This is a genomic window from Methylomonas sp. BG-2 (assembly GCF_057766305.1).
In genome coordinates this window covers 1-14,686 of record NZ_JBYMAP010000106.1, presented here as the reverse complement: position 1 = coordinate 14,686, position 14,686 = coordinate 1, and the positions used below count along the sequence as shown (strand labels likewise).

The window sequence follows — 14,686 nt, the reverse complement described above, 5'->3', positions numbered from 1 at the left end:
AACGCCCCTGAAAGGTCGCGACCGCCAGCCACTCGGCGTCTTGCGGAATCGGCGTCGGCATCATGACTTTCGCCCCCTCCGGCACGGTTAACACGGTCTTACCCGCCTTGTTCTTGCTGTAAAGCTCCTTAAGTTGCACGCGAAATCCGTAACCGGCACTGCTGCTCATCAATACCCAATCCTCGGCCTGTCCGGTAAATACGTCGGTGAACAGGCTGCCGGGCGGCGGGTTCAGACGGCCGGTCAACGGTTCGCCCTGACTGCGCGCCGACGGCAGATCGTGCGTGGTGATGCTGTAAACCCGGCCGGTCGAGTCCAGCACATAACACGGTAGCGTGGTACGACCCTTGGCCGACGACAAATAACCATCGCCGGCTCGGTAACTCAGGCCTTCGGCTTCGATGTCGTAGCCCTTCGCGGCGCGTATCCAGCCTTTTTGCGACAGAATGATGGTGACCGGCTCGTTGGCGATCAGCTCGGTGGTATCCAAGGCTTGCGCCGCGTCGCGGGCGACGATCGGAGAACGGCGGGCGTCGCCGAATTTCTCGGCATCGCGCTCGATTTCCTTGCGGATCAAGCGGTTCAGCAAATGCGCGGAGCCGAGCGTGTTTTCCAATTCCTGGCGTTCCTGCTCCAGCCCATCCTGCTCGCCGCGGATCTTCATTTCTTCCAACCTGGCCAAGTGGCGCAACTTCAATTCCAATATCGCTTCCGCCTGCAAGTCGCTCAAGCCGAACCGCGCCATCAATACCGGCTTGGGGTGGTCTTCCCGGCGAATGATCGCGATCACTTCGTCGATGTTCAAGTAGGCGATCAGCAAGCCTTCCAGAATGTGCAGCCGTGCCAGGACCTTGTCCAGCCGGTATTGCAAGCGCCGGCGCACGGTTTCGGTCCGGAATGCGATCCACTCGGTCAGAATTTGCCGCAAGTTTTTCACTTGAGGTTTGCCGTTCAGGCCGATCATGTTCAGGTTGACCCGATAGTTTTTTTCCAGGTCGGTGGTAGCGAACAAATGCGACATTACCGCATCGACGTCGGTGCGCTTGGTTTTGGGGATGATCAGCAGCCGGGTCGGATTCTCGTGGTCGGACTCGTCTCGCAAATCCTCGATCATCGGCAGCTTTTTCGCCAGCATTTGCGCGGCGATCTGCTCCAGCAGCTTGGCGCCGGAGACTTGATGCGGCAAGGCGGTGATGACGATGTTGCCGTCTTCGACTTCGTATTTGGCCCTCATCTTCACCGAGCCGTTGCCGGTCAGATACAGCTTTTGCAGATCGGCGGCCGGCGTGACGATTTCGGCGTCGGTCGGAAAATCCGGGCCTTTGATGTGTTCCAACAAACCTTCCAGCGGCGTTTCCGGCTCGTCGAGCAGTTGCAGCACGGCGGCGGCTACTTCGCGCAAATTATGCGGTGGAATGTCGGTGGCCATACCGACCGCGATGCCGGTGGTCCCGTTCAGCAGCACGTTGGGCAAGCGCGCCGGCAACAGCGACGGCTCTTCCAGCGTGCCGTCGAAATTGTCCACCCAATCCACCGTGCCCTGGCCCAATTCGCTGAGCAAGGTTTGAGCATAGGCTGTCAATCTCGATTCGGTGTAACGCATCGCCGCGAAGGATTTGGGATCGTCCGGCGAGCCCCAGTTGCCCTGGCCATCGATCAGCGGATAGCGATAGGAAAAATCCTGCGCCATCAACACCATCGCCTCGTAGCACGCCGAATCGCCGTGCGGATGGTATTTACCGAGCACGTCGCCGACGGTGCGCGCCGATTTTTTGTACTTAGCCAGCGCGGTCAAGCCCAGCTCCGACATCGCATAGACAATGCGCCGTTGTACCGGCTTCAAGCCGTCGCCGATATGCGGCAGAGCCCGGTCCAGAATCACGTACATCGAATAGTCGAGGTAGGCTTTTTCGGTGAAGTCTTTTAGTGGGAGAGTTTCGAAGTTTTCCTGTACGCCCATGGTTTGTCGGTAAATTTGAGTGATACGCAGCCATGCCAGGCCGCTGTTTTGCCGACTAAAATATCACAGCCGCCCGCTTGGGTTAGCCTGAATGCGCCGAATACGCCCCGTGGCGCCTGTTCGGCTAGCCCAACCAGTACCGGTGACCCGCTTGGCATCGGAAATAAAACCGGGAAAACATCGTGTCTTCAGCGGTTTTCAGGTATCATTTTCGGCCTTCCGAAACTCCCCCAAATTATGCAGATAGGCCCGTATTCCCTGCCGAATAATTTGCTGCTGGCGCCGATGGCCGGCATCACCGACCAGCCCTTCCGGCAACTTTGCAGACAGTTCGGCGCGGGATTGGCGGTATCGGAAATGGTAATCTCCAATACCGAATTGCAACACCACCCGCGCACGCTGAAGAAAACCGATTATGCCGGCGAGACCGGCCTAAGAGCCGTGCAAATCTTGGGCAACGATCCGAAACAAATGGCGGAAGCGGCCAAACTCAATCGGCAACGCGGCGCCCAGATTATCGATATCAACATGGGTTGCCCGGCCAAGAAGGTCTGCTCCACCGCCGCCGGCTCGGCCTTGTTGAAAGACGAAAGACTGGTGGCGAATATCCTGTCCGCCGTCGTCGCGGCCGTCGACATTCCGGTGACATTGAAAATCCGTACCGGCTGGGACCTTGAAAACCGTAACGCCGCCAAAATCGCCAGCATTGCCGAAAACTGCGGCATCCAGGCCCTGACGATCCATGGCCGCACCCGCGCCTGCAAATTCGAGGGCCAAGCCGAATACGACACGATTCGACAGGTCAAGCAATCGGCGCGCATTCCGATCATCGCCAACGGCGACATCGATAGCCCCGAAAAAGCCCGCCGGGTACTGGCCCACACCGGCGCCGACGCCATCATGATCGGCCGCGCCGCGCAAGGCCAGCCGTGGATTTTCGCCGAATTGTCCGCCGCGCTGCACGGCGGACACTGGCACCGCCCGACGATGGCCGACATCCAGAGCGTGATTAACAGCCATTTGGAGCATTTATACCGTTTTTACGGTAGCGACCACGGTGTTAAAATGGCCCGCAAACACATCGGCTGGTACTTCGAACGTCTGGGCAGCTTGCCCGCCGCGCACAAGCAGTCTATCAATCAAGCCCAACATCCCGTGCAACAGCTGACGCGGGTTAACGCGTCGTTCAATTATCTCCTACCAAGAGCCGCCTAGATGGGAAGCCACGACAGCCAAAATGCCAGCGACAGCGTCGATACGCTGTCCGACCACGTCCGCCATTGTGTCGAAGACTATTTTTCGCATCTGAACGGGCACGATTCCAGCGGCCTCTACCATCTGGTGCTGGCGGAAGTGGAAAAACCGTTACTGGAAACCACGTTGAAATATTGCGATTTCAATCAAAGCAAGGCGGCCGTCATTCTGGGACTCAGCCGCAGCACCTTGCGTAAAAAGCTCGACCATTACGGTATCGGCTAACTCGATTTTCTTTTGTTTTTGAGGTTTGCATGAAAAGACAAGTCAACCGGGCGCTGGTTAGCGTCTCGGATAAAACCGGCGTACTCGAATTTTGCCGAAGTCTCGGCGCGCTGGGCGTGGAGTTGCTGTCGACCGGCGGCACCGCCAAGCTGCTGGCGGAGCATGGCATTCCGGTGACCGAAGTTTCCGATTACACCGGCTTTCCGGAAATGATGGACGGCCGCGTCAAGACACTGCATCCCAAGGTGCATGGCGGAATTTTGGGCCGACGCGGCATTGACGACGCGGTGATGGCCGAAAACGGCATCAAAGCCATCGACATGGTCGTGGTCAATCTTTATCCGTTCGAGCAAACCGTCGCCAAACCGGATTGCGATCTGGAAACCGCGATTGAAAACATCGACATCGGCGGTCCCAGCATGATTCGCGGCGCGGCCAAGAACCATCACGACGTCGCCATCGTCGTCGATCCTGCCGACTACTCAAACATTCTGGCCGAACTGCAAGCCGACGCTGGTGCGTTGAGCCACGAAACCCGCTTTCGGCTGGCGCTGAAAAGTTTCGAGCATACCGCCCGTTACGACACCATGATCGCGGCCTATTTGAGCAAGATTGTCGATGCCAGCCGCTTTCCGGAAACGCTGAATTTGCAATTCCATCGACTGCAAAGCATGCGCTACGGCGAAAACCCGCATCAGAACGCGGCGTTTTACGGCGAGAAAAACCCGCCGGCCGGCAGCATCGCCAGCGCCAAGCAACTGCAAGGCAAGGAACTGTCTTACAACAATATCGCCGACGCCGACGCGGCGCTGGAATGCGTCAAATCCTTCGACGATCAACCGGCCTGCGTCATCGTCAAGCACGCCAATCCTTGCGGCGTCGCCATCGCCGACAGCCTGTTCGACGCTTATAACGCCGCGTACACCACCGACCCCACGTCGGCCTTCGGCGGCATTATCGCCTTCAATCGGGAGCTGGACGAAGCCACCGCCGGCGAAATCGCCCGCCGCCAGTTCGTCGAAGTCATCATCGCCCCGCGGGTTTCCGACGGCGCCAAGGCCGCGCTGGCGAAAAAACCGAACGTACGGGTTCTGGAAACCGGCGCATGGTCCTCAACCCAGCCTTCCGCGCTGGACTTCAAGCGCGTCGGCGGCGGCCTGCTGGTGCAGGACAAGGATACCGGCGCCATCAGTGCGGCGGACTTGAAAGTCGTCAGCAAGCGCGCGCCGACCGAGCAGGAATTGGCCGATTTGTTGTTCGTCTGGAAGGTGGCCAAGTTCGTCAAATCCAACGCCATCGTCTACGGCAAGGGCGGCCAAACCATCGGTATCGGCGCCGGCCAAATGAGCCGGGTTTATTCCGCGAAGATCGCCGGCATCAAAGCCGCCGACGAGGGCCTGGAAGTGCCGGGCTCGGTGATGGCGTCCGACGCGTTCTTCCCGTTTCGCGACGGCATCGACGCGGCCGCCGCGGCCGGCGTCACCGCGGTGATACACCCCGGCGGCTCGATGCGCGACCAGGAAGTCATCGACGCGGCCGACGAGCACAACATCGCGATGGTGTTGACCGGCATGCGCCATTTCAGACATTGATTTCAGGATAATCCGATGATGAACATACTAATCGTGGGTGGCGGCGGCCGCGAACACGCCCTGGCCTGGAAAGCCAGACAATCGACGCAAGCCGCGCAAGTCTACGTCGCGCCCGGCAACGCTGGCACCGAACTGGAGGCCGGCATCGTCAATGTCGATATTCAAGTCGACGACATCGAAGGACTGCTGAGTTTCGCGCAAGCGCGCGACATCGGATTGACCATCGTCGGCCCGGAAGTGCCGCTGGTGAAAGGCATTGTCGACCGCTTCTCGGCGGCCGATCTGAAATGTTTCGGACCCAAGGCGCAAGCCGCGCAATTGGAAGGTTCCAAATCCTTCTGCAAGGACTTTCTGGCGCGCCATCGCATTCCTACCGCCGAGTATCAAACCTTCACCGACGCCGAAGCCGCAATCGCCTACATTCGCCAAAAAGGCGCGCCCATCGTCGTCAAGGCGGACGGCCTGGCGGCCGGCAAGGGCGTCATCGTCGCCCAAACCGAGCAACAGGCAGTAGACGCGGTCAACGACATGCTGGCCGGCAACAGTTTCGGCGAAGCCGGCCACCGGGTGGTCGTCGAGGAGTTCCTGGCCGGCGAGGAAGCCAGCTTCATCGTCATCGCCGACGGCGAGCACGCCTTGGCGATGGCCACCTCGCAGGATCACAAGGCCAGGGACGACGGCGACCAAGGCCCAAATACCGGCGGCATGGGCGCTTATTCGCCGGCGCCGGTAGTAACGCCCGCCATCCACCAGCGGGTGATGGACGAGGTGATTTATCCGACCTTGCAAGGCATGCGCGACGACGGCATGCCCTACACCGGCTTCCTCTACGCTGGCTTGATGATCGATAAGCGTGGCAACGTCAAGGTGCTGGAATACAATTGCCGATTCGGCGATCCGGAAACCCAGCCCATCATGATGCGGCTAAAATCGGACTTGGTGGAACTCTGCTTGGCGGCATTGGGCGGCAAACTGGACCAAACCACGACCGAATGGGACGAGCGCGCCGCGCTCGGCGTCGTGTTGGCGGCGGGCGGCTATCCCGACGCATACGCCAAGGGAGAACCGATTTCCGGACTGGACGGCGTCGATTCGGCGGACGCCAAAGTCTTCCACGCCGGCACGCAACGCGTCGGTGGGGCCATCGTCACCAACGGCGGCCGGGTACTTTGCGCCTGCGCGCTGGGCGACAACATCGCCGACGCCCAGCGCAAAGCTTATGCGTTGAGCGAACGCATCAGTTGGCAATCCATTTATTACCGCAGCGACATCGGCTTTAAAGCCATCAAGGCTTAGCGCGACCATCGAAAACAAAAAGGCGCGAATGCCGGGCATTCGCGCCTTTTTCATGCGCTAAGCTTCACCCCAGCGCAAAATTTCGATCTTGACTTGAGCCAACCCGGCCTGGACAAAGCCCAGTTCCTTCGCGGCTCGCTTGGAGACGTCGAGCAGGCGTTTATTGTGCCGGCCCGGCCGTCCGTTGACCCGCAGATCGACACTGCGGTTGTTGTTGAGATTGACCACCCGCAGCAAAGTCCCGAACGGGAGATTGGCATGGGCCGCTGTTAACGAATTTTTGTCGTAGATTTCACCGCTTGCTGTCCGCTGACCATGCAGTTTATCGCTGTAGTACGAGGCGATGCCGCTATGTGCAATGGACAATAAACCGTGTCTTTCTGTTTTCGCTAAACTTACAGAGCTAAAAGACGCTAGACTCAGTGAAACCAGCATTGCTGCCGTCCATTTCGTTTTTCGCATCCTACCCTCCTTTCGTTGAGTATTGACAGGAGGTCGGGAGGTTACCTCAGAAGATATTGATTTGGCAAGCCTTTATCGCCAAACGGCTCCAGCGTCTCACCCAAAACGTGACGATCTTCCAAGGAAAACCCAGAGCCGGCAAGGGATAGCCGGCATCAGCCGCTCAGCCAAAAAAGAAGAAAATTTGTTTGGTCATTGCGACTTTCGAAATGTAAAACAGACAAAGCAAGGCCACGCCAAACCACTGCCAGCGACTTACTCCCTGCGCACGGATTGTCCGAACTCCGGCAACCATAAAACCGGCCAAAACCATTAATTTGGCGATAATCCAGCCGAAATCGCCCGCAAGCCAGCCCCCCTGAATTACCAAAATCGCACCGCTCAACAACAACACGCCGGCAATGGCATGCGGAACCTGTTTCAGCCATTTTTGAGCCAAGAGCTCGGGCTTAAATTGCGCTAGCGCCACCCGCCCCAAAAAGCTGACCACCAGCAATGCCACAAAAAACAAGTGAATGTGCTTTACCATGTAAACGTTTCTCCATACGTGAATAGACAACTAAACCGCCGAATACCGAAGCTCCATAGCCAACCGGTAGCTCAGCTACGTTTAAGATACCCCGAACCGAGGCGAAAACCCACATTCCCTCTGAGCGGGTCGCCTTCCAGCAAACCATGCCTTGCTTCCCAGTCTCACGCAAAACAAATATTTTTCAATAAATTCAAACAGATAAAACAATACCAACCACAACCGACACAAAAAAAAAATAATGTTTTGACACAAAACAAATTTAAGTGTAAAAAATGTCCCGTCGACGAAAAATAACACTAAACATTCGACATACAACTCGAGTAGCTCTGCTTTTAAGGGCTGATTATTACAACAAAGATGAGGATTATAAAAATGGCTGAACAAGAAAAAGACAATACCTTTACCGTCGTCGCTGTCGTAACCGCTATCGCTATTGCTGGCGTTCTGCTTCTGAAAATGGACGAAACTAAACACCTGAAAATGAGTGGCGAAACCACCGCTCAAGCGGAAGCGCAAGTCTTGGCTAAACACAAAGACTTCAACAACGATATCCTGAGCCAAGCAAAGTAATCGTTTTCCATAATAATAATTAAGCTTGCTTTCGATTAGGCGCTGCTTCTGCCGAAGTAGCGCCTTTTTTATGCCTACCGCAAACCGCTTCGGCGCTTCGAGTTGCCCCCAACTACGGTAAAATCAACCGTTTCCAACCATCTCTGCACAGCTCAATGGATGTCATCAAGCGCATAGCCGCGGAACTCTTCGTCAAACCTCAACAAATCGCCGCCACCGTCGCGTTACTCGACGAAGGCGCCACCGTCCCGTTTATCGCCCGCTACCGTAAAGAAGTGACCGAAGGTCTGGACGATACCCAATTGCGCTATCTGGAGGAACGGCTAACTTATTTACGGGAACTCAACGACAGACGCAATACGATACTCGACAGTATCCTCTCGCAGGGCAAGCTGACGCCGGAACTGGAACAAGCCATCCTCGACGCCGACACCAAGACGCTGCTAGAAGATTTATATCTGCCCTACAAACCCAAACGCCGTACCAAGGCGCAAATCGCCCGCGAAGCCGGCCTGGAACCGTTGGCCGACGCCTTATTGAACGACCGCGACTTGATCCCGGAACAGGCCGCTACCTTATATATAGATGCCGACAAAGGCGTGCCCGACGTGGCCGCCGCGCTGGACGGCGCTCGTCAAATCATCATGGAACGGATTTCCGAAGACGCCGAATTACTTTCCGAACTGCGGGAGCGCGTCTGGAACAAAGGCATATTGCAATCGACCGTTGCCACCGGCAAGGAAGTTGAAGCCGCGAAATTCAAGGATTACTTCGATTACAGTGAAGCGATCAACAAAATTCCGTCACACCGCGCGCTGGCCCTGTTCCGCGGCCGTAACGAGGACATGCTGAATTTGACCTTGAAGCCGGCCGAACTGGACCAGGAAGAGCATCAACTCTGCACCCAATTCGTTTGCCAACGTTTGCAGATCACCGACACCACCAAACCCGCCGACGCCTGGCTGGCCGACACCGCTCGTTTCGCCTGGAAAATCAAACTCTTCACCCGCATCGACATGGATTTGAAACTACGCTTGCGCGAAGCCGCCGAGCAGGAAGCGATCCGCGTATTCGCCAGCAATTTGCGCGACTTGCTGCTGGCGGCACCCGCCGGTCCGAAAGCGACGATGGGCCTGGACCCCGGCATTCGCACCGGCGTTAAGGTCGCCGTCGTCGATGCCACTGGCAAGCTACTGGCCACCGAAACCGTTTATCCGCACCAGCCTAAGAACCAGTGGGACCAATCCATCGCCACGCTGGCGCGCATGATTGCTCAATACGGCGTGCAACTCGTTAGCATTGGCAATGGCACCGCATCCCGCGAGACCGATCAATTGGTCGCCGATTTGATGAAGCGCCACAAAGAACTGATATTCCAGAAAATCACCGTCTCCGAGGCCGGTGCGTCGGTCTATTCGGCATCGGAGTTGGCCGCCAAGGAGTTTCCCGATTTGGACGTCTCGTTACGCGGCGCGGTGTCCATCGCTCGTCGCCTGCAAGATCCCTTGGCCGAGCTGGTCAAGATCGACCCCAAATCCATCGGCGTCGGCCAATACCAGCATGACGTCAACCAAGTGCAACTGGCGCGGATGCTGGATACCGTAGTCGAGGACTGCGTGAATGCAGTCGGCGTCGATGTAAACACCGCCTCGGTGGCACTTCTGAAACAGGTCTCAGGTCTGAGCGCCAGTATCAGCGAAAACATCGTCGCCTTCCGCAACCAAAACGGCCCTTTCGCTAACCGCGCGCAATTGAAGAAAGTGCCGCGCCTGGGCGACAAAGCCTTCGAACAGGCCGCCGGTTTTTTACGCGTGATGAACGGCGACAACCCGCTCGACGCCTCGGCGGTGCATCCGGAAGCCTATCCGGTGGTCAATGCCATTCTCGACGACACCGGCAAGTCGATTCGCGACCTGATCGGCCAGAGCCAAGTGCTGCGCGCTCTGAACCCGGCCAATTATGCCACCGCCGATTTCGGCCTGCCGACGGTCACCGACATCTTGCAGGAACTGGAAAAACCCGGCCGCGATCCGCGCCCCGAATTCAAGAGCGTGCAATTCAAGGAAGGTGTCGAGAAAATCACCGACCTGGAACCCGGCATGACACTGGAAGGCGTGGTCACCAACGTCGCCAATTTCGGCGCCTTCGTCGACATCGGCGTACATCAGGACGGTCTGGTGCATATCTCCCATTTAGCCGACGATTTCGTCAAGGATCCGCGCGACGTCGTCAAAGCGGGCGATATGGTCAAAGTCAGAGTATTGGAAATTGATCCCGCCAGACAGCGGATTTCGTTGAGTATGAAAAAAAGTATCGACGAAGGCGACATCGTGCGGGGTGAAAAATCACAAAGAACCGCCAATAGAGTGGCTCCAAAAGCCAAACCACAGCCCACCGTGCAAAATACGATGAGTAGCGCCTTCGCCAAGGCCTTGAAAAAGTAAACCCGCCCACTGCTATACTTGGCCCAGTACGCCGCCCGGAAACGCGGGCGGCAACCGATTCGTCAACAGATTCAGGATACGCTATGAAAGCAAAGCAAACCGTTTGGGCCTTCTGGTTGATCGCCGCATTCACCGCCGCGCATGCCCAACCCGGTGAAAACGAAAGCTATGGGGAAACGGTGGGCCGAAAACTCAGTTCCGGATTGGCCAATATCGCCACCTCGTCGCTGGAAATCCCTAAGAACATCATCATCGTCAATAACCAGAGCAATGTCGTGTACGGCTTCATCGGCGGTACTTTCAAAGGTTTGATCAATATGGGCGCCAGGATGGGCGTCGGCGTACTTGACTTAATCTCGGCGCCCATTCCCACTCAACCCATCGTCAGGCCGGTCTACGTTTGGGACGATTTCAACGCCGACACCACTTACGGCAAAGCCTTCAAACCGACGCCCAATCCATGAAGGCCTGAACCAAGCCCATCGAATCTTAGGTCAGGCCACCATCTTCAACTCGCTAAAACCGTTGGTGTTTTTGACCAGTTCGATTTGGGTCTTAATCCGTTTTTTCACCGCATCGACGTGAGAAATCACACCAACAATCTTACCTTGGGTTTTCAGGCTCTCCAGCGTCGTCATCGCCAAATACAGCGCTTCGGCATCAAGGTTGCCGAATCCCTCGTCCAAAAACAAGGAATCGATCGCTCTTCCGTTGTTGGCAATTTCCGATAGCGCCAAGGCCAGCGCCAAACTGACCACAAAACTCTCGCCGCCCGATAGGGTTTTCGGCAAACGCCTCACGTTGATCTGCTTAGTATCCTCGATTTCCAACGCCAAACCGTGCTCGCTGAACCCGCTACGCAAATAATAACGACCGCTCAAGCCCTCCAGAATTCGATTCGCCTGCCGCAGTAACTTCTCGACCAACAATTGTTGGATCCGCCGCCGCAAACCGCCCTGCTCGCCGTTAATCAAATTCAACTCGGCTTCCGCTTCCGCAAAAACCGCCAGCTCGCGCCGCACTTGTTCTTGCAGTTCGTCAAAGGTCTCCGCATAAGCCTGTTGCTTGGCAAGTTTGTGCTCCAGGTTGTGAATCTCATGCAAGGTGATGTCGATTTTTTCGGACAGCGCGCGTTGCATGGCCAGCAAATCGGCCGCCGTTTCGGGCCCAGGCAACAAGGCATAGGCTTTTTGCAAGCGTAAATCCAACTCCGCCAGCTCAACATTCAAGGTTGCCAACCGCTGCTCCAATTTCACTAGCGTCCCGGCCATTTCATCTTCGCTATCGAGTTGCGCCAACACGGCTCGCAAATTGTCCAGATCACTGAAACCGCCGGCCAACCATCGGTCACGCAATTGGCCGTAGTCGACATCGTAAGCCGCCTCGAACTCGGCGAGCCGGGTTTCGTGGTCGGCGATCGTCTTTTGCTTCTCGAACAATGCCAAATGCAAACCGGACAACTCGTGGCTTTGCAAGGCTTCGGTCAGTTCGGCGAGTTCGGTTTGGTAGCGAATAATACGGGCCTGACCGGATTCCAATCCATCCTGCAAGCCACTTATATCAGCAAGCACGCCCTGCTTACGCAAATCACGTATTTGATAGTCCTGGCGCCGGACATTCAGGCGATCGAACAGAGCATTTTCCTTAGCCTTGCCCGGTATTTTCTCGCCCAGAGGCGCCAACGCTTTCTCCAGTTTGTCCAACAAAGCCTTTTCAGAGGCTTTCAACGCGGCCAACTGTTGTTCGCCTTCAATGGCTTCGGGCGGACGGTTGTTCCAAGCGGCTTCCAACTGCTCCACGACCGCCGCTAATTTGAGGGTTTGCGCCTGCTTGGCACCAATTTCGTCGGTCCATTTCGCAATGTTACGTTGCCACTGTCCGACATCTTTCAACAACAACTTAATTCTTTCGAGTTCTTCGGTTTCCTGGTCCAGCCACTGCTTTTGCAAGCCCAAATTCTCGATCGTCATACCGTCTCGGGCGACATTCAGCCGATTCACCAACACTCGCCACTGCGCGCGCATTTCCTGCAAGCGCCTCTCCTTGGCGGACATCTGAGAACTACGCTTTTCCGCAGCGGTCAACTGGGTCTCAATATTGGCCATGGCCGCCTTCAAGGCTTGCATTTTGCCGCGCTGGTCGACCAACGCCTTTTTCGAGTCAGTCATTGCCGGCGGTTTCGACGCGTAAGGATGATGTAAGGAACCACAGAGAAAACAAGGCTTGCCGTCCACCAATTTTCCGCGATCGGGCGTCATTTTACGCAGCAGGGCCTCGTTGGCGATCGCTTGTTCCAGCGCGGAACCGATGTTTTCCTCTCGGCTGAATTCATGTTTCAGCGCCGCCAACCTTTCCCGCAATTCAACCTCATCGGGAAACTCCGTTGGCTTATTCGTCGATAACCAACCGAACATGCCCTTTTTAGTCACCTTGGCATTGACGCTGGCTAACGAATACAACTCCTGAAAGTCGTTAACCCTCGCTTGTTGCTCCAGCAACAGCTCGCGAATTTCATCGACACTTCTACCCTGACCGTGTGTTGCGATATTTGCCTCGGCTGCCGCAATCCGGTCTCGCAATTCCGCCACACTGGCTTTAGCGTCGCTCAAGGCCGCTTGATTCTTTTTTAAGGCCGCCGAGGTATTTTTCGACCAAGCCAACTGAGTCTTCTGCTTGGCACCCAGTTCCGCGATCTCGGTTCTGAGGTTGCGGAGTTGCACGACATCCGGAAAATCGGTTAACAAGACTGCCTCGCTGTGATGCTCTTGCAACCACGCTTCCAACTCAGCGAGTACGGCTCTCTTATCGACCAAAGTCTGTTGGGCGGCCTCCGCCTGCGCCATTTCTCTGGGCAACTCCAATTTCAGCTCGCTGAGCCTGATCTTGATGTCGTCAATAATCCGCTTCCGCGAAGCCCAATCCCCATCGCCGACCGGCAGTTCCGGATCGCTAGCACCAACGCCCAACTGCCGACGCAAACCGGCGACTTCCTGGCGCAAACTCGCCAGCTCGCTTTGGAACTCGCTGATTTTCGAGTGCTTAGCATCCAATCCCGCCAACTGTTCGCGATAGCTGTCGGCATCTTCAATCGCGGCTATTCGTTGCAAATCGGATTGCAGAATCTGAATTTGGGTTTGGAGCTCGGCGGCTTGCCGGGCCAATTGCCGCTCTTCGGCTTCAAGCGCGGCGACACCTTCCAATTTGAGCTGATGCTGACGTAAATAGTCCTGCTGGCTGGACAATTCGGCGTGTTGATCGAGAAAATCTCGCAGGTCGGCGCGACTAGCTTCCAGTTCCGCCTCGTCGAGCAACGGAATCGCGGCGCTATCCTGTTGCAATTGGCGAACCCGCTCGGCAACTTGCCGGTAACGGCTTTCGGCTTGTTGGCGGTATTGTTCGTAAATGTCGCCACCGGCGATTTTTTCGAGAATATCCATGCGCTCGCTATCCAGCGCGTTTAAAAACGCCGCGAAATCACCTTGCGGCAACACCATCGATTTGCTGAATTTATGGAAATCCATGCCGGTCAGTTCGGCAATCCGCCCTCGCACCGCAGAGGGTGTTTCGGCCAGCAACTCGTCGCTCTCGCCGAGTTTGGTCAAGGACATCGCGGTCTCGGCGCGCGACTGCTTATCGTCACCGGGCCGCCTGGCATACCAATCGGAACGAAACTTCTCGCCGCCCAGAGAAAATTCAACGCTCGCCACGCTCTCGTCGGCCAGCTTGGTCATCACATGCTCAGCCGGCTTGTCGAAACGAAAGGTCTCGCCATAAAGACCGAGCGTGATGACATCAAGGATACTGGTTTTACCCGAACCGTTGGGACCGGTAATCGCAAACACACCGGCCTCGGCGATAGGCCCTTGATCGAAAGCAATCCGCCCTTCGCCAGCCAGGGAGTTGATGTTTTTGTAACGAATGTTCAGGATGCGCATAGCACTGAGATTTCACACGACTTAATTGACAAGCGCATGCCGGCGATTAGCGGAGCATACCGTGGCGTAGCCTTGACATGTTACACGATAGGACTTAGCTAGAAAACCGGACTCTAAGCAAGCACCGAACTTTAGCGCTGAAACCTTCTCCCAATCGTCTGCTCAAGAGAATCTTTGGATTTGCAATCAGTGTTGAATTTTCAACCGGTTTGCTTCCATGGATGTTCTCAGCTTAGCAAATTCTTGCCGATCAAAACCGCTCGCCAAATTCATCTTCTCGGCCAGACGAAGCGTTTGTTCCGCCTCGTCAAATTCGTTCAGCGTTATCAGTAAATGGGCTTTTTCCGCGTAAAAATACATGCGCCCCGGTGACAATTCGATGACTTTATCCATGTATTCGAACGCTTGGTCGATTT

Annotated in this window: 12 protein-coding genes; 7 read left to right on the top strand and 5 right to left on the bottom strand. The window is 56.1% G+C overall.

The window, feature by feature from the left end; all coding sequences use genetic code 11:
* Positions 1–1,960, bottom strand: a 1,960-nt coding sequence (parC, locus tag AC3B8H_RS11790; protein WP_488441769.1) for a DNA topoisomerase IV subunit A, incomplete at its 3' end; no start/stop codon positions are given.
* A 237-nt stretch (positions 1,961–2,197) separates the two neighbouring features.
* Between parC and dusB the strand changes: the two genes are divergently transcribed.
* Genes dusB through purD form a run of 4 tightly spaced genes read left to right on the top strand, consistent with a single transcriptional unit; the run spans position 2,198 to position 6,327 of the window.
* Positions 2,198–3,175, top strand: coding sequence for a tRNA dihydrouridine synthase DusB (gene dusB, locus AC3B8H_RS11785; RefSeq protein WP_488441768.1), 978 nt, complete (start codon positions 2,198–2,200; stop codon positions 3,173–3,175).
* A complete protein-coding gene (locus AC3B8H_RS11780; RefSeq protein WP_064024856.1) occupies positions 3,176–3,439 on the top strand; it encodes a helix-turn-helix domain-containing protein in 264 nt (87 codons plus the stop codon).
* Between the two features lie 29 nt (positions 3,440–3,468).
* Positions 3,469–5,031 carry a bifunctional phosphoribosylaminoimidazolecarboxamide formyltransferase/IMP cyclohydrolase gene (gene purH / locus AC3B8H_RS11775; RefSeq protein WP_488441767.1) on the top strand — a complete coding sequence of 521 codons (1,563 nt, stop codon included), beginning with the start codon at positions 3,469–3,471 and terminating at the stop codon, positions 5,029–5,031.
* 18 nt (positions 5,032–5,049) lie between these two features.
* Complete coding sequence (purD, locus tag AC3B8H_RS11770; RefSeq protein WP_488441770.1) at positions 5,050–6,327, top strand: phosphoribosylamine--glycine ligase; 1,278 nt, start codon at positions 5,050–5,052, stop codon at positions 6,325–6,327.
* A gap of 57 nt (positions 6,328–6,384) precedes the next feature.
* Here the strand turns inward: purD and AC3B8H_RS11765 are convergent, their stop codons facing one another.
* Both AC3B8H_RS11765 and AC3B8H_RS11760 read right to left on the bottom strand, forming a co-directional pair.
* Positions 6,385–6,789 carry a septal ring lytic transglycosylase RlpA family protein gene (locus tag AC3B8H_RS11765; RefSeq protein WP_488441766.1) on the bottom strand — a complete coding sequence of 135 codons (405 nt, stop codon included), beginning with the start codon at positions 6,787–6,789 and terminating at the stop codon, positions 6,385–6,387.
* 163 nt (positions 6,790–6,952) lie between these two features.
* Positions 6,953–7,318 carry a SirB2 family protein gene (locus AC3B8H_RS11760; RefSeq protein ID WP_488441765.1) on the bottom strand — a complete coding sequence of 122 codons (366 nt, stop codon included), beginning with the start codon at positions 7,316–7,318 and terminating at the stop codon, positions 6,953–6,955.
* A gap of 375 nt (positions 7,319–7,693) precedes the next feature.
* On the opposite strand from AC3B8H_RS11760, the gene AC3B8H_RS11755 reads away from it, so the two are divergent.
* From AC3B8H_RS11755 to AC3B8H_RS11745, 3 genes are all read left to right on the top strand, one after another.
* Entirely contained in the window at positions 7,694–7,891 is a 198-nt protein-coding gene (locus tag AC3B8H_RS11755) for a hypothetical protein (RefSeq protein ID WP_064024863.1), read from the top strand.
* Between the two features lie 155 nt (positions 7,892–8,046).
* Positions 8,047–10,335: a Tex family protein gene (locus tag AC3B8H_RS11750; protein ID WP_488441764.1), complete on the top strand. Its 2,289-nt coding sequence runs from the start codon at positions 8,047–8,049 to the stop codon at positions 10,333–10,335.
* Positions 10,336–10,418: 83 nt separating this feature from the next.
* Positions 10,419–10,799: an exosortase system-associated protein, TIGR04073 family gene (locus tag AC3B8H_RS11745; protein WP_488441763.1), complete on the top strand. Its 381-nt coding sequence runs from the start codon at positions 10,419–10,421 to the stop codon at positions 10,797–10,799.
* Positions 10,800–10,829: 30 nt separating this feature from the next.
* On the opposite strand, the gene AC3B8H_RS11740 is transcribed toward AC3B8H_RS11745, so the two are convergent.
* Entirely contained in the window at positions 10,830–14,270 is a 3,441-nt protein-coding gene (locus AC3B8H_RS11740) for an AAA family ATPase (RefSeq protein ID WP_488441762.1), read from the bottom strand.
* A 186-nt stretch (positions 14,271–14,456) separates the two neighbouring features.
* Positions 14,457–14,686 (bottom strand): tetratricopeptide repeat protein (locus AC3B8H_RS11735; protein WP_488441761.1); only part of this gene is annotated, 230 nt, incomplete at its 5' end.